Origin of the sequence: Streptomyces sp. NPDC101194, from assembly GCF_044767885.1 — a bacterium.
Classification (GTDB): Bacteria; Actinomycetota; Actinomycetes; order Streptomycetales; family Streptomycetaceae; genus Streptomyces.
This window is the reverse complement of sequence record NZ_JBIWOS010000006.1, coordinates 392,906-414,351: the sequence shown is the minus strand read 5'-3', so window position 1 is coordinate 414,351 and position 21,446 is coordinate 392,906. Positions and strand designations below refer to the sequence as shown.

Below are 21,446 nucleotides of genomic sequence, written 5' to 3'. Positions count from 1 at the left end.
GGGTGTCAGCCGGTCGCCGGAGCCGTCCAGTCGCGGGCCCGCAGCGGCATGCGGGAGGCCCCGCCCGCCGCCGGGCGCACCACGAGGATCTGGTTGACACCGATCTTGTTGTGCTCGAAGGAGAGGGCGGAGGCGGCCATGTAGAGCCGCCAGACCCTGGCCCGTCCGGGCGAGGTCATCCGGACGGCGCGGTCCCAGTGCTTCTCCAGATTGGCGACCCAGCGGCGCAGGGTCAGTGCGTAGTGTTCGCGGATCGACTCGACGTCACGGGTTTCGAAGCCGGCTTCTTCGAGGGTGGTCACGGTCCTTCCCACCGGGGCCAGTTCGCCGTCGGGGAAGACATAGGCGTCGATGAATTCGTCCACGTGGTAGGCGGACTCGTCCTTCTCGGGGCGGCGGGCGATCTGGTGGTTGAGCAGCCGGCCGCCGGGCTTGAGCAGTGCGTAGAGGTCGTCGGCGTACTCGCGGAAGCGGACGGAGCCGACGTGCTCCGCCATGCCGATGGACGAGATGGCGTCGTACGGGCCGTCCCTGACGTCCCGGTAGTCCTGGACCCGGATCTCGATCCGGTCGGTGAGGCCCTCTTCCGCGATGCGCTTGCGGGCATAGGCGGCCTGCTCGACGGAGAGGGTCACTCCGGTGACCCGGGCACCGTGGGCGCGGGCCGCGTGGATGGCCATGGAACCCCAGCCGCAGCCGACGTCGAGGAGGCGGTCGCCCTCCTTCAGTCCGAGCTTGCGGCAGACGAGGTCGAGCTTGTCGCGCTGGGCGTCCTCAAGGTTTCCGTCGTCCTCCCAGTAGGCGCAGGAGTAGACCATGGACGGACCGAGGACCAGTTCGTAGAAGTCGTTGCCCACGTCGTAGTGGTGGCTGATGGCCTCCTTGTCGCGGCGCTTGGTGTGGAGGGTGCCGGTGCGGCGGCGTACCTCCTCGGGCGGCGGCGCGGGCGGGAGCCAGGGGCCCGCGAGCTGCAACAGCCCCGTGGCGAAGGCCCGCACCTTCGGGTCACGGACCGGGTGGACGCCGGACGTGGCCTCGGTGCCGCGGTCCCAGATCAGCGAGGCCAGCAGGTCCAGAGCCTCGTACAGATCGCCTTCGACGCCCAGATCGCCGGCCACCCAGGCGCGTGCCAGGCCCAGTTCGCCCGGCTTCCAGAGCAGCCTGCGCAGCGCGCGGCGGTTCCGGATCACAAGAACGGGGGCACCGGGCGGTCCGGTTTCGCTGCCGTCCCAGGCCCGGATACGGACCGGCAGCTTTTCTCCCAGAAACTCCTCGGCGAGAGCGGTCAGCCGCAACGCGGCGTCTGCCATGGCGCACACCTCCGTGATGGTGTTCCCAATGTGCCCAAACATGCCCAAACATGCCTGCAACCACGCCGGGCACCCGCGACGCCACGGCGAGGTACACCCTCCTCAACAGTCTGCGGAACGCGGGCCATCCCGCTATGGCGCAACGGAACGGCAAAATACCTGTAGTTCACACGTATTTGATGGTGCGCCACCTCGCGCTCCGCTCGACACCCGGCCGCACGGCGGACGAGAACGCCGAAGGGGCCGTCCGCACCACGGATGGCGGACGGCCCCTTCGGGCGTTGTGCACGTACTGCGCGGGCGAGTTGGACCCGCGGGCGGACCCAGGTCCTTCGTCCGGACCGGGCCGGGCTCCGGCCCGGTCCCGGCAAGGGGCCCTAGGAGGCCTTGGCCTTCTCGCCCTCGGTCTTGGCGGCGGCCGGGGCCGGGGCCGGCTTTGCGGCCTCGTAGAACTCCTCGCGCGGCGTCTCCATGGCACCGAGCGAGACGACCTCGCGCTTGAGGAACATCGCAAGGGTCCAGTCCGCGAAGATCCGGATCTTACGGTTCCAGGTCGGCATCGCCATGCCGTGGTAGCCCCGGTGCATGTACCAGGCGAGACGACCCTTGAGCTTGATCTTCATCTTGCCCATGACGATCATCGCGACGCCCTTGTGCAGCCCCAGACCGGCGACCGCACCCTTGTTGGCGTGGCTGTACTCCTTCTGCGGGAAGCCCCGCATCCCGGAGATGACGTTGTCGCCGAGGACCTTGGCCTGACGCAGCGCGTGCTGGGCGTTCGGCGGGCACCAGGCGTTCGGATTGCCGGCCCTGCGGCCGACCATGTCCGGGACCTGGGCGTTGTCGCCCGCGGCCCAGATGTAGTCGGTGCCCTGCACCTGGAGCTTCTCGGAGGTGTCCACGTGACCGCGCGGACCGAGCGGCAGACCGAAACGGGCCAGCGCCGGGTTCGGCTTCACACCGGCCGTCCACACGATCGTGTTGGAGTCGACCTCCAGACCGTTCTTCAGCACGACGTGACCGTCGACGCAGGAGTCCATGGAGGTCGAGAGGAAGACCTCGACACCACGGGACTCCAGGTGCTCCCGTCCCCAGGTGCCCAGCTTCGGGCCGACCTCGGGAAGGATCTTGTCTGCGGCGTCGACGAGGATGAAGCGCATGTCCTCGCGCTTCACGTTCGTGTAGTACTTCGCCGCGTCGCGGGCCATGTCCTCGACCTCGCCGATGGTCTCCGCGCCGGCGAAGCCACCGCCCACGAAGACGAACGTCAACGCCCTGCGGCGGACGTCCTCGTCGGTCGTCGAGTCGGCCTTGTCCAGCTGCTCGAGGACGTGGTTGCGCAGGCCGATGGCCTCCTCGATGCCCTTCATGCCGATGCCCTGCTCGGCGAGGCCGGGGATCGGGAAGGTGCGGGAGACCGCGCCCATCGCGACGACCAGGTAGTCGAAGGGCAGCTCGTAGGCCTCGCCGACGAGCGGCGCGACCGTGGCGACCTTGCGGTCCTGATCGATGGTCGTGACGCGACCGGTGAGCACCTCGGCCTTCGGCAGTACGCGTCGCAGCGGGACGACGACATGCCGAGGCGAGATGCTGCCGGCAGCAGCTTCGGGGAGGAAGGGCTGGTACGTCATGTACGAGCGCGGGTCGACGACCGTGACGGTCGCCTCTCCGTAGCGCATCTTCTTCAGAATGCGTCGAGCTGCGTACAGGCCTACGTACCCACCGCCTACTACGAGGATCCTGGGACGCTCCGTGGTGCTCATGCCATCGAGTATCCACCCCCCTCGGAGGGCGGGCTCGTGAGCCCCTTCACAAGGTATGACCCACCCTCTGCTACACTGCGCCGCCCACGTGACCGAGGTCATGACGCACAGAGGGAACCGTGGCACGGGGGCGAACGTTGTTCACCGCTTGTGAGCTGGCCCTTGAGCCTCGGAGCGGGGTGAACCACCGCCCCGATTCACACTTCGGCAACGTGCCCGGAACAGCCCCGTATCGACACGGAACGACCCCGCAGGCGACCCTGAGTGCCCATACGGACCAGAACCGCCCTCCACGGAGCCGAATTCCTTGTGAAGAAGTTCACGAACTTCGTCGCGACGTGTCTCACGAGGCGCCCCTCGGGTGCCCCATGAAGGCTCAAAAGTGCAGGCCGGAGTGCGCATGAGCGCCCTTCGGGAAGCCCCGGGAAGGCCCGCCGCGGCCGGTCGCACACCACTGCGGGCCGCCGACATCGCGCACCGCGGCGGGGCGCCCCGCGCCGGAGCGGACCTACGCGATCGACCAGCCGATCCCGTCGAGGATGTCGTGCTCGCTGACGACGATCTCCCGGGCCCCGGTCCGCTCCATCACGGCCAGCAGGATCAGCGCCCCGGGGGTGATCACATCGACCCGCCCCGGATGCATCGCGCCGATCGCGGCGCGCTCGGCGTGGGTGGAGGCGAGGAGCCGTCCGGTGATCTCCTGGACCTGTCCGAGGGTGATCCGGGAGTGGTGGATCGCCTCGGAGTCGTACTCCTCCAGCCCCTGGGCGATCGCGGCGACCGTGGTGACCGTCCCGGCGAGACCGACGAGAGTGGCGGCCCCGGTCAGCGGAACGCTCTCCTCCGCGAGATCGAGGGCCGCGTCGATGTCGGCACGGATCGCGGCGATCCGGTCGGGGGCCGGCGGATCGCTCACGACACCGTCGTGCACGAGGTGCCGCTCCGTCATGCGGACGCAGCCGATGTCCACGGAGCGCGCGGCCCGTACGTGATCGTCGCCGAGGACGAACTCGGTGGAGCCGCCGCCGATGTCCACGACGAGATACGGCTTCGCGAGGTGGTCGCGGCCCGCGAGCTCCTTGGTGGCGCCGGTGAAGGAGAACTCCGCCTCCTGGTCGCCGCTGATGACCTCGGGTTCGACGCCCAGGATGTCCAGCACGCCCCGGACGAAGTCCTCCCTGTTCTCCGCGTCGCGGGAGGCGGAGGTGGCGACGAAACGGATCTTCTGCGCCCCGTGCTCCTTGATCACCGCCGCGTACCGGCGGCAGGCGGCGAACGTACGCTCCAGGGCCTCGGGCGCGAGCCTGCCGGTGCGGTCGACGCCCTGGCCGAGGCGGACGATCTCCATCCGCCGGTCGAGCTCGACGAGCTCGCCGGTGGCCGGGTCGGCGTCGGCGACGAGCAGTCGGATGGAGTTGGTACCGCAGTCGATGGCGGCCACGCGGGTCATGGATGCTCCTAGGGATCAGCCCCTGCGGCGGCCGAGAGGCGGTTCGGGGGCGCGGTGGCCCCGAACCGGACCTCCCCGGCAGCGGGGGACGGGGTCCGGGGGCGCAGGCCCCCCGACCGGGCTCCCACAGCGACCGAGGAGCGGGGTCCGGGGGCGCAACCCCTCGGAGGGACTGTCAGTTCTCGTCCGGCGTGCAGGGCGTCACGCACGGCCCCTTGCGCCACCACTCGGGCAGCATCGCGATCGCCTCGTCGCCCAGCGGGTTCACTCCGGGCCCGGCGGCCAGCGAGTGCCCGACCAGCACGTGCAGGCACTTCACCCGGTCCGGCATGCCCCCGGCGCTCGGGAAGCCCTCAAGGACCTCGATGGCGTCGCGCCGGGCGATGTAGTCCTCGTGCGCGGCCCGGTACGCGGCGGCCAGCTCCGGGTCCGTGGCGAGGCGCTCGGTCATCTCCTTCATGACGCCGTTCGCCTCCAGCGTGCCGATCGCGGACGCGGCGCGCGGGCAGGTCAGGTAGTACGTCGTCGGGAAGGGCGTACCGTCCTCCAGCCGGGGCTGCGTCTCGACCACGTCCGGGTTGCCGCAGGGGCAGCGGTGCGCGATCGCGCGCAGCCCGCGCGGCGGTCGGCCCAGCTGCTGCTGGAACGCGGCGATGTCCGCCTCGGTGGGCGCGGTGGACTCGGTCTGCGGAGGGGGGGTTTCCATGCCTGCCTAGGTTCTGATCGGGCTGCTCGAACTGCGGTTCTGCAGAGGGGATGAAGGGAGTCAGTCGCGGTCGGCGCTGTCCACGCCGTCCCAGAGGTTGGAGTGCCACGGCCGGCCGGACTCGTCCGTCCCGCCGTTGCGCTCCTTGACCGCGTCGGGGTCGATCACCGTATAACCGGTCTCTCCGGGGAGAAGGTAGTGCAGGTGCTTGCGGGCCAGCTGCCTGATGTACGCGTCGTCCTGGAGGCGCGCCTTCTCGTCGCGCAGCTCCTCGGTGCGGGCTCGGGCCTCCTGAGCCCGGCGCTCCTGGTCGGCGATCTCGTCGCGCTGCGACACGTACTGCCGCATCGGGTAGGCGAGCGCGACCACCAGGGAGCAGACGACGAGGGCGAGGAAGGCCGCCCGGCCGGTGAGCCGGGAGCGTCGGGCCTGACGGCGGTTCTGCGACCGGTAGACGCGGGCGGCGGTCTGCTCACCGAGCAGCCGCAGCCGGGTCGCGGTGGAGAACCGGTCCCGGTCCTTCGCGGCCATGTCTCCGCCTCCCCATTACGCACGTCCGTCCCCGCACACGGTACGGGACCGAGTGCGGGGACGGACGGAGGCCGGTGCCTTTGGCCCGTGAGGGCCCGCGGTCAGCCCTTGCCGCGCCTGACGATTCGCGGAGCGCCGCGCTCATCGGTTCGCGGAGCGCTGTGCCGATCGGCTCGCGGAGTGCCGCGCCGGTCAGCTCTCGGAGCGGAACCGCGGGAACGCCGAGCGGCCCGCGTACACCGCGGCGTCGTCGAGGATCTCCTCGATGCGCAGCAGCTGGTTGTACTTGGCGACGCGGTCCGAGCGGGCCGGGGCGCCGGTCTTGATCTGGCCGCAGTTCACCGCGACGGCGAGGTCGGCGATGGTGACGTCCTCGGTCTCGCCGGAGCGGTGGGACATCATGCACTTGAAGCCGTTGCGCTGGGCCAGCTCGACGGCGTCCAGCGTCTCGGTCAGCGAACCGATCTGGTTGACCTTGACGAGCAGGGCGTTGGCGGAGCCCTCCTCGATGCCGCGGGCCAGACGCTCCGGGTTGGTGACGAACAGGTCGTCACCGACGATCTGCACCTTGGTGCCGAGCTTGTCGGTGATGACCTTCCAGCCGGCCCAGTCGTCCTCGTACAGCGGGTCCTCGATGGAGACCAGCGGGTACGCGGAGACGAGCTCCTCGTAGTACTCGGTCATCTCGGCGGCGGAGCGGGACTTGCCCTCGAACTCGTACTTGCCGTCCTTGTAGAACTCCGAGGCGGCGACGTCGAGCGCGAGCGCGATGTCCTTGCCCGGGACGTAGCCGGCTTCCTTGATGGCCTCGACGATGAGGTCCAGGGCGGCGCGGTTCGACTCCAGGTTCGGCGCGAAGCCGCCCTCGTCGCCGAGACCGGTCGAAAGACCCTTGGTCTTCAGGACCTTCTTCAGCGTGTGGTAGACCTCGGCACCCCAGCGCAGTGCCTCGGAGAAGGACTCCGCGCCGATCGGGGCGATCATGAACTCCTGGATGTCCACGTTGGAGTCGGCGTGCGACCCACCGTTGAGGATGTTCATCATCGGAACGGGCAGCAGGTGCGCGTTCGGGCCGCCGAGGTAGCGGAACAGCGGCAGGTCCGAGGCCTCGGAGGCGGCGTGGGCGACGGCCAGGGAGACACCGAGGATGGCGTTCGCGCCGAGCGAGCCCTTGTTCTCCGTGGCGTCCAGGTCGAACATCGCCTGGTCGATCAGCCGCTGCTCGGTCGCGTCGTAACCCACGAGCTCCGGGCCGATCTGCTCGATCACGGCGAGGACGGCCTTCTCCACGCCCTTGCCCTGGTAGCGGTTGGGGTCACCGTCGCGAAGCTCAATGGCCTCGAACGCACCGGTGGAGGCGCCGGACGGCACGGCAGCACGGCCCGTGCTGCCGTCGTCGAGGCCAACCTCGACCTCGACCGTGGGGTTCCCCCGGGAGTCGAGGATTTCCCGGGCTACGACGACGTCGATGGACGGCACGAGGCATCTCCTTCTGGGATATGACACTGGTTGTGCAGGGTCACTTTGGCCTTGCGACAAGAGCCTAACCGGCCCGGCCCGCTCAGTCGGACGACCGCCCGTCCCCTGGGACGAAAAAGGACCCAAGAGCGAGCATTACAGGGCAAACAGCCAGAATTTTACTGGCCGGTAACTACAAAAGTTGAACGATCATGCACGTCCCGGGGCCTGCCCGGAGACCTGCCTCGCGCGGGCCCGCCCCTCCCGTTATGACGCGACACCGAGACGACGCGCCCCGCCGGGACGGAGCTGCCGCGCATACAGAGGTGACGCGCCCGCGGAAGCAGGGGGCCACACGGAAACCCCGGCCCGGCGCGTACGGGGGAACGCGCGCCGGGCCGGGGTGCTCAGGGAGGAGAGGTCCCGGACTACTTCGTCAGGTGCAGCTGCTGACCCGGGTAGATCAGGTCGGCGTCCTTGACGATGTCCTTGTTCAGCTCGAACAGGTGCTGCCAGCCGCCCTTGACCTTGTGGTCGGCGGCGATCCTGCTCAGGGAGTCGCCGGAGACGACCTTGTACTCGCCGTCGCCCTTCGCGACCTTCTGACCGGTCGGGGTGGTGACGGTCTTCTTCGACTCGGCCTGCGGGGCGGCGGAGCGGTCCGAGCGGTTGGTGGCGGGGGCCTCGGCGCGCTCGGCCTTCTTCGGCTGCGACTGCCGCTCGGGCGCGGCCGGGGTGCTCTGCCGCGTGGCACCGGAGGCGGTCTTCGAGGAGGAGCCGGTGTCGACACCCGGGTCCACACCGTCGTTGCGCAGGTTGCCGGCGCCGGCGCAGCCCCAGGCGCTCGGGCCCTGCATGGCGAGGAGCTTCTCGGCGGCGGCGATCTGCTGGGCCTTGGTGGCCAGGTCGGCGCGGGGGGCGTACTGCGTACCGCCGGCGGCGGCCCAGCTGGACTGCGAGAACTGCAGACCGCCGTAGTAGCCGTTGCCGGTGTTGATGGACCAGTTGCCACCGGACTCGCACTGCGCGACGGCGTCCCAGGTGGCGACGGAGGCTGCGGAGGCACCGGTCGCACCCATCAGCGGGACGGCGACGGCGGTACCGGCGACACCGGCGAGCGTGGCGACACGGACGGCCTTGGACGGGCGGCGGTGCTTGCCCTTGCTGGAAAACAGCATGGAACTTCTCCTCACCGACGCCTACGAGGTGAGCTGTCGGGTTCGGGCCAAGTGAGTTGCCCGGTCGCACGTCCTAGCGCGCGACTTCACCCCAAGCCGTCCCTGATCCGCTTTTCGACGATCAGGCCGGCGCCTACCTGGGTCCCCCGCTCCTGCCTACGGCGCTTTACGCGTCTGTTCCCTTCGACCGACGGCAGGATTCGGCGTGACGGTCGACGGGGCCCGCGGTGCGAGCGGTTCCGACCGTAAACACAGGCAACCCCCACATTCAAAGATGGACACATCGGACAATCAGCCCTTACTTGCATCTGAGGAACCGTCGTTTTCGCAGGTCGGAGGCGATGCGGAAGCGCAACCCGGACGCGACACGCCAGTTGACGTAAAGAGACCCATGTCTCACTTACGCATAAGCGGACATAGGTCCCTGAACTACCCCGGTTTTTGAGGCTCCATTAGCCGATTTTCAGACCGCTCTCAGTCGGCCTTCACATCGATACGGAGGCTCTGGCCAGGGAGGATGAGGTCCGGGTCGGAGCCGACCGTCCCCTTGTTGGCCTCATAGAGCGCGGGCCAGCCGCCGGGAACCTTCTGTGCATCAGCAATCGCCCAGAGGTTGTCGCCGGAGCGGACGGTGTACGTGCCGTCGGCCGCCGACGCGCCCGCGTGGCGGGCGTCGCCGCCACCGCGGGAGGCATGACGACCCGACTCGCGGTCGACGCCGCCGTTCGCGCCCCGGCTCCCCTCGGGCGCCGGGGCGCCGCGATGCTTGCCGCTCACACCATTGGACGAGTCGGACTTACGGGGAGAATCGGACGCTTCGGGGGACGGATCCGAGGACGGGGCGACCGACCCGGTGGCCGAAGGCTTCGCGGAGTGCCCCTTCTTCGCCGCCGACTTGCCGTGGGCACCCGAGTGGCCGTCGGCCCTGTCCGACGGCGTGGCGGTCTCGGAGGGGGTGGCCGACTCGTCGTCAGCCGACTCAGTGCCGTTCGTCGGCTTGCCGGAGGGCGCGACCCCCGGGTCGACACCCGGCAGCGTCCCGTCCGCCGCGAGACCGGAGATGACCGCACAGCTGGGCCACGCCTGCGGACCCTTGTCGGCCAGGACCTTCTGGGCCACGGCTATCTGCTGCGCACGGCTGGCGAGGTCGGCACGCGGGGCGTACGACTCGCCGCCGTACGCCTTCCAGGTCTCCGGCGAGAACTGCAGGCCGCCGTAGAAGCCATTGCCGAGATCGGCGCTCCACATGCCGCCGCTCTCGCACTCGGCCACCCGGTCCCAGGTCGTGGCATCGGCCGCGTGCGCACCGGCCGCACCGAGCAGCGGGATGGCGATGGCCGAGCCGGTCACGCCCGCGGCGACGACGATGGCGGGTGCCTGACGAGGGCGACGGTGTCTGCCGTTCGCGGAGCCCATGGGGTTGCCTTCCGTGTGACTGACGAGTGACTGGTGAGTCGAACGGTGAACCTAGCGGGACTCGAACGCGTGTCACAAGTCGATGCAGCACGGATCACGTGAAAGTCACAGAGTTGACAGAGCGTCACCTCGCGTCGTGGGGACCCCCGGCGCGAACTCCACCGGCAACGTGCGCAGTCCGCGCATGATGAGCCCGCCACGCCATCGCAAATCGGTAGGTTCCACCGCAAGCCGCAGGTCCGGAAGGCGCCTCAGGAGCGTGGCGAGCGCGGTCTGTCCCTCCAGCCGGGCGAGTGGCGCACCCAGGCAGTAGTGGATGCCGTGCCCGTATCCGAGGTGCTGATTGTCACGCCGTGCGAGGTCGAGCGTGTCGGGGTTCTCGAAACGCTCCGGGTCGCGGTCGGCGGCGGCGAGCACGACGAGCACGGGGTCACCGGCCGCGATGTCCTGCCCGCCGAGTGTCAGTGGCTCGGTGGCGAACCGCCAGGTCGCCAGCTCCACAGGGCCGTCGTACCGCAGCAGTTCCTCGATGCCGGTCTCCAGCAGCCCGGTCTCCCCCGCGTCGAGGGAGAGATGCAGCCGCTCGCGCTGCACGGGGTTGCGCAACAGGGCGTACACCCCGTTGCCGATGAGATTGACCGTCGTCTCGAAGCCGGCGAAGAGGAGGATGAAGGCCATGGCCGCGGCCTCGTTCTCGGTGAGGTGCTCGCCGTGGTCGCTGGCCCTGATCAGCCCCGAGATCAGATCGTCCCCCGGGTTCTCCCGCTTGCGGTGGATCAGCTCGGCGAGATAGCCGCGCATCTTCTTCACCGATCTGGCCACCCCGCCACGCGGTCCGCCGCCGTGCCGGATCATCATGCCCGCCCAGTCCCGGAAGTCGTCCTGGTCCTCGCGCGGCACCCCGAGCAGATCGCAGATCGCGTAGATGGGGAGCGGGAACGCGAAGTCGTGGATGAGGTCCGCCTTCCCCTCCGTGATGAAGCGGTCGATGAGGCGGTCCGTCAGTTCCTGCACGCGCGGCGCGAACGCGGCGACCCGGCGCGGGGTGAACGCCTTGGAGACGAGACGACGCAACCGGGTGTGGTCGGGCGGGTCGATGTTCAGCAGATGCGTCATCAGCTCCGCCTTGCGCTCGCCCGGGATGCCGGTCTTCCCCTTGGCGTGCGCCGGCTCGGCGTGGTGCGCCGGGTTCTTGGAGAGGCGGCCGTCGGCCAGCGCCTGCCGCGCGTCCGCGTACCGGGTCACGAGCCACGCCTCGACGCCGCTGGGAAGCGCGGTGCGGTGCACCGGGCTGTGCTCGCGCAGCCAGGCGTAGGCCGGATACGGATCGGTGGCGAACTCCCAGGTGAAGAGTTCGGGCGCACCGACGGGGCAGGCGGCGGGTCGGTCGCCGGGGTCTTTGGCCGGGCCGTCGGCAGGGCGGGAGCCTGAATGGTCCGCCGGGCTGTCGGCTGGGCGGTCGCCGACATCACCGGCGGGGTCGTCGGCGGGCAGATCGGCGGGGCGGTCGGCGGGGCTGTGGTTCACCCCCCGACGTTATCCGTTGCCCTCCGCCGCGCGGATGGCGTCCCGGTAGGCGCGGCCCGCGGCCCTCAGCGCGGCCTCGGGGTCGATGCCGTCCTGTTCGGCGCGCACGGCGAGCGCGAGGAGCTCGTACCCGATGCCGTCGCCCGCGGGGAGCGCCACGTCGAGCCCCGCGGTACGGACCCGGCCGGCCAGTTTCGCCGCCAGCGCCAGGCCGGGCTGGCCGAGCGGCACTCCGTCGGTGACCGAGTCACGCTGCTTCTCGACGGCCTTGGTGCGCAGCCAGTGCGCGTGCACGTCCTGGGGGGTCTCGGCGGTCTCGTCGCCGAAGACGTGCGGGTGGCGGTGGATCAGCTTCTCGACGAGGGTCGCGGCCACGTCGTCGACGGAGAACGGCTCCGCCCCGTCCTCGGGACGGCCCTCCTCGGCGATCCGGGCGTGGAAGACGACCTGGAGCAGCACGTCCCCGAGCTCCTCGCGCAGCTCGTCGCGGTCGCCGTCCTCGATCGCCTCGACGAGTTCGTACGCCTCCTCGATGGCGTACTTGGCGAGGCCCTTGTGGGTCTTCTGCGAGGTCCAGGGGCATTCGATCCGGATCCGGTCCATGATCTGGACCAGATCGAGGAACCTGGCCCCCGGCAGATCGTACGAACCGGGCAGCAGCTCCAGGTCCGGCATCCGTACCCGGCCCGATCCCGCGAGCCGCGCGAGCCCGTCGGTCAGCGACGGGCTGCCTTCGCCGCTCGTGAGGACGACGACGCTCCGGCCGCCCTCGCAGGCGTCGACGAGCTCCTGCGCGGTGGGCGCCGCGTGCTCGACGGTGACGCCCGCCTCGCGCAGATACGGCAGCTGCGGATTGTCCCGCTCGGCGCAGAGCACCCGGTCGGCGGCGCGCAGCGTCTGCCAGGCGGGCCAGGACAGAAGACCGGGCGCGACACGGTGGCTGGCGGTGAGCAGGACGATACGACCGGGGGCTTCAGCGTTCACCGTTCGAATTTACCCCGGTCGCTCCGGTCGCCGCCCTCAGGCGCCGGCCCCGGTGCCCGCATCGGCCGGCCTGGTGACCTGGGTGATCCAGGGTGCCTTGTAGTCGGCGAGCTGGGTCTGCTTGTCGTCCCAGGCGCCGTACCGCGGATTCACGTCGACCTTCAGCGCCTTCGACGCCTTGCTGAGCGCGTCGCCGACGGCCTTCTGCCCCTCGGGCTGCTGCAGGTCGGCGCCGAGCGCCTGGGCCAGCTTCGTCAGCTGGACCTGCTCGCGCAGGACGGCGTCGATCTGGTCGGGGGCGACCCAGCTCTGCTGGAGCATCGCCGTCCGCAGCTGTGCCTCTCCCCCGGACTGGGTGGCGGCCGCCCTGCGCATCTGCTGGATCTCGTTGCGGCTGACGGTCACCCCGGCGTCCCGCGCGGCCCGGTCGAGGACCCGGTCGAAGATCATGCCGTGCAGTTTGGCCCGGCTGAGCTGCCCGGACTTGTCGATCTGCTGGGAGGCGTCCTTCGAATCACGCTGGGCCTCGCGTACCGCCGCCACCTGGCCCTGCAGCGTGGACACCTCGATCCGGTCCCCTCCGACCAGGGCCGCGGCGCCCGGGTGGGCCCGGCTGCCGCAGGCGGTCAGGAGTGGGGCGCCGGCGAGCAGGGCGGCGGAGACGACGAGCGCGGTGCGACGGCGGCGGTGCAAAGGAACCTCCCGGGGAGACTTTGTGCATCAGTGCACAAGACCTTGCGTTGATCGATGTTAGGCAGTGGATGTGGTTGGGGCCACTGGTTCGACCAACGATTCGGAAGGAGTTGGGGATGTGGGCACTCTCCGGGGCGCCACGGGAGGGCCGCGGGCGGCGCTCAGGAGACGCGTTCGGCCGCCGGGACCTCTCGCTCCGGGCGCAGCATGATCGTGCGCGAGACGACGAAGGTGATCGGGATGGCCGCCGCGGCCGCGACCAGCGGCGCGTACCGGCTGCTGAACCCGGCGAGATCGACCAGCAGATAGACGCCGCCGGTCGTGATGACGAAGTTGGCGGCGTTGGTGAGCGGGAAGAGCAGGAACTTCCGCCAGGTGGGCCGGGTCCGGTAGGTGAAGTACGAGTTCAGGAAGAAGGAGCCGGTCATGCTCAGCGCGAACGCGGCCACATGGGCGGCGATGTACGGCAGCCGGTTCAGCAGGACGAGGTAACAGCCGTAGTACGTGCCGGTGTTCACGACTCCCACCAGGGCGAATCGGGCCATCTGTGCCTTGACCGTCATCGGCGTGCGAACTCCTGGCGTTCCCGTGTCGGCTTCGTCGTCGCCGCGACGTTCGTGGCCTTCACCAGGAAGTGCGGGCGGCGCTTCACCTCGTAATAGATACGGCCGACGTACTCGCCGACCACCGCGACCATCACCATCTGGACCCCGGCGAGAGCGGTGACCACGACGAGGAGGGTGACGTAGCCGGGGGTGTCGACCCCTCTCACCAGCGCGACGCCGACGATCCACACGGCATACGCGAGGGCGACGGACAGCAGCAGCATGCCCAGGTAGAGCGCGGCACGCAGCGGTTTGTTGTTGAAGGACAGAAGCCCGTCGAGACCGTAATTGAGGAGTTTTCCGAAGGTCCAGGCGGAACGGCCCTGTTCACGGACGGCATTCTCGTAACTGAAGGTCGTGGTGCGGAATCCCACCCAGGAGAAAAGACCCTTGGAGAACCGGTTGTACTCGGTGAGTTCCAGTACGGCGTCGACCGTACGGCGGGACAACAGTCTGAAGTCGCCGACGCCGTCGACCAGTTCCACGTCGACCAGCCGGTTGATCAGCCAGTAGTAGACACGGGCGCTGACCGTGCGGGTGACGCGGTCGCCCTTGCGGGTGCGGCGCGCGATCACCTGGTCGTAGCCGTCCGCGTGCTCCTGGAGCATCCGGCCCACGAGCTCCGGCGGATGCTGCAGATCGGCGTCCATGATGACGACCGCGTCGCCCTCGGCGTGCTGGAGACCGGCCAGCATGGCGGCCTCCTTGCCGAAGTTGCGGCTGAAGGAGACGTAGCGGGCCCGCGGATCGGCGGCGGCTAACTCCTGGAGGATCACCAGGGTCCGGTCCTTGCTGCCGTCGTCGACGTAGACCAGTTGGAATTCATGTCCCAGCCGCGTCATTTCTTCCGTGACACGTTCATGAAAGCGTTCGAGGATCTCTTCCTCGTTGAAACAAGGCACCACCAGCGAGATCAGCACTGATGTACACCAACCCGCGCACATGTCGGAATCCGGCGCTCCATATGACCGAGGAGCGTCCATCAAATGAACTGCCCTGTTCCACAGCCGGTTTGTGCGTTCGAGGCTGGCATATTCCTGCGTATGCCGACTTCCCGTCCCCGCCTGTGCGCGGGCTCGCTCGCCGCGCTGCTCACCGTCGCCGCGGTCGGCGCGGGTGACGCCGTCGCGCGCGTCTTCCCGTTCGGGCCGCACACGCGCAGCGTCAACGACCTGGGCAATCAGTTCGTGCCGTTCCACGCCCGTCTGTGGGACCTGCTGCACGGGAACGCCGACGGCGGGCTGCTGCTCAACTGGTCCTCCGGGTACGGGACGAGCTTCCTGCCGGATCTCGGCACCTATCTGACCAGTCCGTTCGCCCTGCTCGTCGGGGTCTTCCCGCGCGACCGGATCGATCTCGCGGTCTATGTGGTCACGGTCCTGAAGATGGCGTCGGCGGCGGCGCTGATGGCCCTGTTCCTGCTGACACTGCGCGGCGGACGCTGGTGGGCGGCCGGGGCACTCGGCGCCTCGTACGCGCTGTGCGGCTGGTCGGTCGCCGAGGCCTCGTACAACCCGATGTGGCTGGACGGACTGGTCGCCCTGCCGCTGCTCTGCCTGGTCGCCGAGTGGGCCCGTACGGGACGGCACCGGATCGCCGGGCCGCTGCTCGTCGCGGTGGTGTGGGCGGCCAACTTCTACACGGCGTACATGGCGACGCTCGGTGCCGCCCTGGTGCTGGCCGTCCGGCTCCTCACGGAGCGGGACGACCGACGGACGGTGGTCCGGGGGCTGGTGCGGGCCGTCTGCACGGTCGGGGTGGGCGTCGGGCTCTCGGCGCCCGTCCTGCTCCCCGTCTACCTGGGCACCAAACACGCCTACCCGGGCTGGGACCGTGCGTTCGCGCCCGCCGCCTGGCCCGATGTGCTCGCTCGCCTGCTGCCCGCCACGTACAGCTTCTTCACCCCGGCCCTCTTCCTCGGCACGGGCACCCTGCTGCTGGCCTGCGCACTGGCCTTCCAGCGCTCCGTGCCGGGGCGCGAGCGGTGGGCGTGGGCGGGGCTGGTGGCCGGGGTCGCGCTGTCCCTGCAGTGGGGCCCCACCCATCTGCTCTGGCATGCCTTCGCCACGCCCAACGGCAGCCCGTACCGGCAGACGTTCGTGCTGGCCGGGCTGGTGGTGATCGCCGCCTGGGTCTCGGTCTCGTACGGTTGGCCGGGGCGGCGGGCGCTGCTCGGCGGGGCCGCGGTCCTGCTGCTGCTCGCGGCCGGGGCCGGCTTCAGCGACCTGGTCAGCGGGTGGACGTATCCGCTGTTCGCGGTCGGTCTGGTGGCCGCGGCCTGCGCCCTGGTGCTGGTCGGGCGGGGCCGAAGGCTCACGGCGCTCGCCGCCGTGCTGCTGATCGGCGCACAGGCCGGACAGGCCGCCGCGGCCACCGCGTACTTCGACCGGCAACGACTCAACCGGCTCGACGACTACGCCCCTTGGGGCGAACGGCAGCGGATCCAGGCGGCCGTGGTCGCGGGCGCCGACGACTGGCCGGGCCGTCGCACGGACCCCGGCCGGGAGCAGACCACCGCGAACGATCCGCTGCTGGTGGGCGGGCAGGGCGGCGCGTACTACAGCAGCCACACGCCCGCCGTGCTGACCCGCACGATGCGTGCGCTCGGCGGCGGGTGGACGTCGAACGGCCGGGCCGTGCAGAGCCTCGACAACCCGGTCACGGACGCGGTCTTCTCGGTCGGCGCGCGGGTGCGCGGGCCGCGCGATCCGCACCAGGGGGCGAACGCCCCGGACGACCGGCCGGTGACGGTGAGCCGTGAACAGGCGCCGCCGCTGGTGACGGTACGGCCGCCGGGCGGCCCGGCGCGGTACGGCCGTTCGCCGTACCGCAACCAGGAGGCGCTGCTGGGCTCGACGGTGTACACGGTGCCGAGGACGGTGCTGCGCGCGGCGGGGGGCGGTGCGGTGGCCGACAAGGGGGCGTACGACTACCGGGTGGGGCGCGGCACGTACACGCTGACCGCCGCCTGCCCGGCGGGCACCGAGGCGTACCTGTGGACACCCGACATGTTCGGCCGGGCACGGCTCGGCGACGGCCCGGAGGTCGAATTCAAGGGGCAACTGCCGGCCAGGCGTGCCGTGATGCAGCATCTGGGCACGGTCGGCGGGGGCGGGGGCGTGCGGGTCACGCTGACCCCGGTGCGCACCGGGACCGTGCCGCACCGGGCGATCGGCTGTCTGGACCGGTCCCGGCTGGCCTCGGCGGTCGCCGGACTGAAGCGCACCGGCGCGACCACCGTCCACGTCACCGACCACGGCGTCCGGGCCGAACTGCCGCCAGGCAGCGCCGGAACGGCTCTGATCGCCGCGCCCCGGATCGCCGGCTGGAGCTGCCAGGGGCGGCCCGCCGACAGCTATCTGGGTCTGGTCGCCACCCCGGTCCCCGCCCGCGGCGCCTTCGTCGACTGCACGTTCCGGCCCCCCGGCCTGCGGGCGGGCGCGACGATCGGCGCGGGCGCGGCACTCGCCCTGGCGGTGACCGGGGTCTGGGGGGCGTGGCGGCGAAGGCGGGCTCCGGTCGCCGGGAGCTGAGACCGACCGGCACATGGGGGGTGGGACAAGGGCTGTCCCTCGTTCGGATCAGAGATCCGTCCTGTGGGTCCCGGGCCGTCGAGTCAAAGGGCGGAACGGCGAAGGTCACTTTGCCCGGGGAGCGAACCGCCGAGGAATCCCCGACTCACGTCACCGGCCGGTGACCGGCATGTCCCAGGACCGAGGTCGGGTGAGCGCCTGCCATTCGTCCCGGAGCAGGGCCAGCACCGCGACGTCGTACCGGCGACCCCGGTGCAGGCAGGCGGAGCGGCGCACTCCCTCCTGGACGAACCCGGCCCCGGCCAGGACGCCGAGGGCCGCGGTGTTGGTGGTATGGGTGACGGCCTGGACGCGGTGCATGGGCAGTTCGCCGAAGGCGAGGTCGATCAGCGCGTCCACGGCGTCCACGCCATGGCCCCGGCCCCGGTGATCGGGGCCCAGTACCAGCGTGATCTCGGCGGTGCCGTCGACCATGTCCTGGTCCGTCAGAGCGATGTGGCCGATCGGCGTGCCGTCGGGGAGCAGGACGAGGAAGTCGTCGCGGTCGTGCTCGTCGCGGTCGCGCTCGATGCGCTCACGCACGGCGGAGAGGGAACGCGGCCACATGCCGACCTCATGGGCGGCCACGGGGTCGGCGCGCCAGACGTGGACCAGCTCCGCGTCGTCGACGTCGAGCGGCGCGAGCGCGATGTCCCTGCCGCGCCAGCAGACCTCCCGGGGCGCCCTCGCCTCCCCGTCCTCCGGTTCCTCCCCGGCACGCCCGGCCACAGTCTCTGCCGCGTTCTCGATCACAGGCGGAGGCTACCGGCCGCCGGTCCCGGCGGACCAGTCGATTCTGCCCCCGGACGGCCCGTCACGGGCGTGACTGCCGAGGAATCTCCGGCTCAGGTCACCGGTGCCGCGAGCGGAAGGGTCCACATCCTTCACGCCCGCGTGATCCCCGCGAAAGGCCCTACCCCACGATCGCCACCGGGGCGTCCCAGGCGTTCCGGTCGATCGTGAGCGTGCCTCCGGTGTGCGTCACCTTCTTGTTGACGGCGTACTGATGGCCGCGACGGTGCCCGGTGTACAGCGTCGAGGCGTACGGGAAGCCCTTGGTGGTGGAGTACACGTCGTCGTACCGGGCGTACCAGAGGATCTCCGGCAGGTCCGTACGGTTCGTGGCGTCGGCCACGACGGCGGCGCTGGAGTTGCTGAAGCCGTAGAAGCCGGACCAGTACCCCTTGGCCTTGACCGTCTTGTCGAACGACCGGATGTAGGAGAGCACCGTGTTCACGCAGGACGTGTTCTTCGGGTCGAAGTACTCCATGTCGAGGTAGACCGGGCTGCCCGGCTTCATGCCGAGCGCGGCCTCCTTCGCCACCGCGTCGGCGGCGTCGGTGACGCCGAGCGAGGTGGCGTTGGCGGCTGTCATCTTCTCCGGGTTGGCGCTCGTCTGGCACGGCGGCTGCGCGCCGACGTACAGCGGGACCAGCTTCCACCCGGTGGCGCTGACGGACTTCACCCAGGATGCGGTGAGGTTGGGCTGCGCGCAGCCGCGGTTCTTCCCGCCGACGTACACGGCGGCTCCGTGGTAGACGGAGGAGCTGTACCAGCCCTTCATGGTGGTCAGCGACGGTGCGGTGCAGGTGTCGAAGACGTGCCCGGTGTAGATCTTCGGCGCGGGCCTGGAGGCCGTGGTGGCGGTGGCGGCCTCGGCGGCGAACGCGCCACCGGCGAGAACGGCGACGCCTGCCACGGCCAGGGAGATGCGGCGGCGCTTCCTGGACATGCGGTGAGAAGGCACAGAGACCTCGGCAGTGCTCGAAAGAAGTGTGAGGCCGACGGGGCAGGCGGGGTCGTCAGCCGCCCCGGCGGCAGATCACGGTCTCACGCCGCGGCCGGCCTTCGGCCCCGGCAGCGATCTCCGTGACAATCCATTGCAGAAACTTGGCGTGTCCATTGCCTGTTTGACCGCCTGATCGTGACCGTCCGGGCTCCGCCGCCCGTCAGCCGCCCCGCATCTCGGCCTGCCGGTCGAGCCGGCGGCGCAGCTCCACCGGCAGCGGGTGGTGCGGTCCGTAGGCCCGCTCCGTGTCGTACAGCAGCCCCTGCAACTGCACGCGCGCCGCCACCTGGTCGCCGACCGCGAGCAGCAGGTGTGCGACGCGGCTGCGGATCTCGAAGGAGCGGGCCGGGTCGCCGCCCGTGGCGTGATGGTTCTCGTAGTACGGGAGGACCGCGCGGTACTCCGCGAGCGCGGCGGCCGGTTCGCCGAGCTGTTCCAGGCACTGGGCGGCGTCGTGGCGGAACTGGAGTGTCTGGGCGTCGGCCGGGCCCGCCTCCGCCGCACGGTCCTCGGCGAGGCGGCGCAGTTCGGGCAGCGCGCGGCGGTACTGGCCGTCGTCCATCAGCGTCGCCGCGTACTGCTTGCGCAGGATGCGGACGACGGCGGAGTCCGCACCGTGCTGTTCGGCCGCGACCGGGAGGATGGAGCCGAGGATGTCCACGGCCTGGGTGATCCGGCCCTCGCCGAGCAGCTTCTTGACGTCGTCCACGGCGGCGGCGACATCGCGTCGCTCCACCGCCGGGGCGGGCGGGGCCGAGGGCCGGGCCGGGGCGGTGGCCCGGTCGGGCCACGGGGCGTGCGGGCGCAGGAAGGGACGTGTCGGGTCGAGCGGGCCCGTGGGGACCCCGGCGCCCGGCGAGGGGAGCAGCGGGGCGAGGTGTTCGTACACCTCCTGGGCGTCGGCCGGGCGGTGCTGCGGGTCCTTGGCCAACAGCCGGAGCACCAGGGCTTCGAGGGGTTCGGGGATGTCGGGTCTGACCCGGCGGACCGGGAGCGGCGGCTCGTGGAGGTGGCGGTGCAGCACACCGAGAGCGGTCGATCCCGCGAACGGAACGTCCCCGCTGAGGAGTTCGTGGAGGAGCACACCGAGGGCGTACAGATCGGTGTACGGACCGACGGCGCCGCCCATCGCCTGCTCGGGCGCCATGTAGGCCGGGGAACCGATCGGTGAACCCGTGTGGGTGAGACGCGTGGTGTCGGTGTCCAGGACCGAGGCGACGCCCAGGTCCAGAACGGTGACGGTGCCGTCGGGACGGACCATCACATTGCGGGGCTTGAGGTCGCGGTGGACGATCGGCACCGCGTGCACCGCGCAGAGGACGGCACAGAGCTGGGCCGCGACCGCGACGGACCACTGCCAGGGGTACGGGTCGTGCTCGGCGAGGTGGTCGGCGAGGTCGGCACCCTCGACGTACTGCATGACGAGGAACAGCTCGTCGCCCTCGCTGCCCGCGTCGTGGACCGTGACCAGGCCCGGGTGGTCGACCTGGGCGGTGACCCGGCACTCGCGGACGAAGCGGCGGCGCAGCTCGCCCGCGGCCTCGCTGCCGATGGGGCCCGTGACGCGGTCGGGGCGGAGCAGCTTCACCGCGACCCGGCGGTCCAGTCGCTGGTCGTAGGCCGTCCAGACCTGGCCCATGCCGCCCTGACCGAGAACGGTCGCCAGCTGGTACCGCCCGCCGATGAGGCGTCCGCTCACCGGCCCTCCTCCTTGCGGAGGTAGTCGCTCAACTCGTCCAGCTCGGCCCGGACCTGGTCGATCCGCTCGTGCCGGTGCGGCGCCCGGTCCGAGGTCGGGAACCGCTGCGCGGGCGTGTCCGTGGGAGTGGCGGCGGGCGCGGGAGCAGGCGCAGGCGCGGGCACGGGAGCAGGCGCGGGCGCGGGGGCGGGCGCGTCCGTGGGGAATGGTCCGGGGGCGGGGGCGGGCGCGGGCACGGGAGCAGGCGCAGGCGCGGGCGCGTCCGTGGGGAATGGTCCGGGGGCGGGCGCGGGCGTGGGGAATGGTCCGGGCGCGGGTGTGCGCATCGGCGTCGTGCTCGCGTACGCGTATCCCGGTGCCGGGGGCGCGTACCCGCCCATGAGGTCTCGCTCCGCCGGCTGTTCGTGGTGCCGGACGTCCCCGACCAGGTAGTACGCCACAGCGGCCACCGTCACCAGCAACAGCAGCGGTATGAGTACGTTGTCGATGCCGACGGGCTCGTCGCTGCCGTCCCTGCCGAGGATCATCAGGGACACGAGGACGAACACGAAACCGGCCCCGGTCAGCCACCAGTCGGACGTCCGGCGGCGCACGATCGCGAGACGGAGCAGCGGGCTCCACAACAGCATGCCGAAGGAGCACACCGGGAGCAGGACGAACAGCACGCGCATCGAGACGATCCAGGCCCGGCCGGGAACCCGGCGCGGCGTCGGCGCATGACCGGGGGCGTACATGGCTGCTCCTTGGGACCTCGTCGGGCAACGT

Annotated in this window: 18 protein-coding genes and 1 riboswitch; of the genes, 1 reads left to right on the top strand and 17 read right to left on the bottom strand. The window is 70.8% G+C overall.

All coding sequences use genetic code 11. The features are described 5' to 3' along the window. Positions 1-5: 5 nt before the first annotated feature. From ACIRP2_RS24370 to ACIRP2_RS24310, 13 genes are all read right to left on the bottom strand, one after another. Entirely contained in the window at positions 6-1,310 is a 1,305-nt protein-coding gene (locus tag ACIRP2_RS24370; protein WP_404253590.1) for a class I SAM-dependent methyltransferase, read from the bottom strand. 377 nt (positions 1,311-1,687) lie between these two features. Further along, entirely contained in the window at positions 1,688-3,073 is a 1,386-nt protein-coding gene (locus ACIRP2_RS24365) for an NAD(P)/FAD-dependent oxidoreductase (RefSeq protein WP_404253588.1), read from the bottom strand. 508 nt (positions 3,074-3,581) lie between these two features. Then, positions 3,582-4,523 (bottom strand): exopolyphosphatase, encoded by a 942-nt coding sequence (locus ACIRP2_RS24360; protein WP_404253586.1) that lies wholly within the window; start codon positions 4,521-4,523, stop codon positions 3,582-3,584. 175 nt (positions 4,524-4,698) lie between these two features. Beyond that, positions 4,699-5,229, bottom strand: coding sequence for a DUF501 domain-containing protein (locus tag ACIRP2_RS24355; protein WP_404253584.1), 531 nt, complete (start codon positions 5,227-5,229; stop codon positions 4,699-4,701). A 60-nt stretch (positions 5,230-5,289) separates the two neighbouring features. Continuing rightward, on the bottom strand, positions 5,290-5,760 hold the full coding sequence (locus ACIRP2_RS24350; protein WP_404253582.1) for a septum formation initiator family protein: 471 nt from the start codon (positions 5,758-5,760) through the stop codon (positions 5,290-5,292). 192 nt (positions 5,761-5,952) lie between these two features. Beyond that, the gene (eno, locus tag ACIRP2_RS24345) at positions 5,953-7,239 is read right to left on the bottom strand and encodes a phosphopyruvate hydratase (protein ID WP_376215854.1); all 1,287 of its coding nucleotides are present in this window, start codon (positions 7,237-7,239) and stop codon (positions 5,953-5,955) included. A gap of 407 nt (positions 7,240-7,646) precedes the next feature. After that, positions 7,647-8,396 (bottom strand): transglycosylase family protein, encoded by a 750-nt coding sequence (locus ACIRP2_RS24340; protein ID WP_404253580.1) that lies wholly within the window; start codon positions 8,394-8,396, stop codon positions 7,647-7,649. A gap of 3 nt (positions 8,397-8,399) precedes the next feature. Then, a riboswitch (cyclic di-AMP (ydaO/yuaA leader) is annotated at positions 8,400-8,570 on the bottom strand. A gap of 300 nt (positions 8,571-8,870) precedes the next feature. Beyond that, positions 8,871-9,812 carry a transglycosylase family protein gene (locus tag ACIRP2_RS24335; RefSeq protein WP_404253578.1) on the bottom strand — a complete coding sequence of 314 codons (942 nt, stop codon included), beginning with the start codon at positions 9,810-9,812 and terminating at the stop codon, positions 8,871-8,873. A gap of 105 nt (positions 9,813-9,917) precedes the next feature. Further along, on the bottom strand, positions 9,918-11,339 hold the full coding sequence (locus tag ACIRP2_RS24330) for a cytochrome P450 (RefSeq protein ID WP_404253576.1): 1,422 nt from the start codon (positions 11,337-11,339) through the stop codon (positions 9,918-9,920). A gap of 9 nt (positions 11,340-11,348) precedes the next feature. Beyond that, complete coding sequence (locus ACIRP2_RS24325) at positions 11,349-12,323, bottom strand: nucleoside triphosphate pyrophosphohydrolase (RefSeq protein ID WP_404253574.1); 975 nt, start codon at positions 12,321-12,323, stop codon at positions 11,349-11,351. Between the two features lie 36 nt (positions 12,324-12,359). Continuing rightward, complete coding sequence (locus tag ACIRP2_RS24320; RefSeq protein WP_404253572.1) at positions 12,360-13,016, bottom strand: SurA N-terminal domain-containing protein; 657 nt, start codon at positions 13,014-13,016, stop codon at positions 12,360-12,362. Between the two features lie 161 nt (positions 13,017-13,177). Next, positions 13,178-13,579, bottom strand: coding sequence for a GtrA family protein (locus ACIRP2_RS24315; protein WP_404253570.1), 402 nt, complete (start codon positions 13,577-13,579; stop codon positions 13,178-13,180). Beyond that, the gene (locus ACIRP2_RS24310; RefSeq protein WP_404253568.1) at positions 13,576-14,541 is read right to left on the bottom strand and encodes a glycosyltransferase family 2 protein; all 966 of its coding nucleotides are present in this window, start codon (positions 14,539-14,541) and stop codon (positions 13,576-13,578) included. The genes ACIRP2_RS24315 and ACIRP2_RS24310 overlap by 4 nt, the downstream gene beginning before the upstream one ends. 123 nt (positions 14,542-14,664) lie before the next feature. Between ACIRP2_RS24310 and ACIRP2_RS24305 the strand changes: the two genes are divergently transcribed. Further along, the gene (locus tag ACIRP2_RS24305; protein WP_404253566.1) at positions 14,665-17,154 is read left to right on the top strand and encodes a YfhO family protein; all 2,490 of its coding nucleotides are present in this window, start codon (positions 14,665-14,667) and stop codon (positions 17,152-17,154) included. A gap of 150 nt (positions 17,155-17,304) precedes the next feature. Here the strand turns inward: ACIRP2_RS24305 and ACIRP2_RS24300 are convergent, their stop codons facing one another. From ACIRP2_RS24300 to ACIRP2_RS24285, 4 genes are all read right to left on the bottom strand, one after another. Further along, complete coding sequence (locus tag ACIRP2_RS24300) at positions 17,305-17,946, bottom strand: GNAT family N-acetyltransferase (RefSeq protein WP_404253564.1); 642 nt, start codon at positions 17,944-17,946, stop codon at positions 17,305-17,307. A gap of 160 nt (positions 17,947-18,106) precedes the next feature. After that, positions 18,107-18,925, bottom strand: coding sequence for a glycoside hydrolase domain-containing protein (locus ACIRP2_RS24295; protein ID WP_404253562.1), 819 nt, complete (start codon positions 18,923-18,925; stop codon positions 18,107-18,109). Between the two features lie 217 nt (positions 18,926-19,142). Continuing rightward, on the bottom strand, positions 19,143-20,681 hold the full coding sequence (locus ACIRP2_RS24290; protein ID WP_404253560.1) for a protein kinase: 1,539 nt from the start codon (positions 20,679-20,681) through the stop codon (positions 19,143-19,145). Next, a complete protein-coding gene (locus ACIRP2_RS24285; protein WP_404253558.1) occupies positions 20,678-21,415 on the bottom strand; it encodes a hypothetical protein in 738 nt (245 codons plus the stop codon). Before ACIRP2_RS24285 ends, ACIRP2_RS24290 begins: the two co-directional genes overlap by 4 nt. Positions 21,416-21,446: the final 31 nt, after the last annotated feature.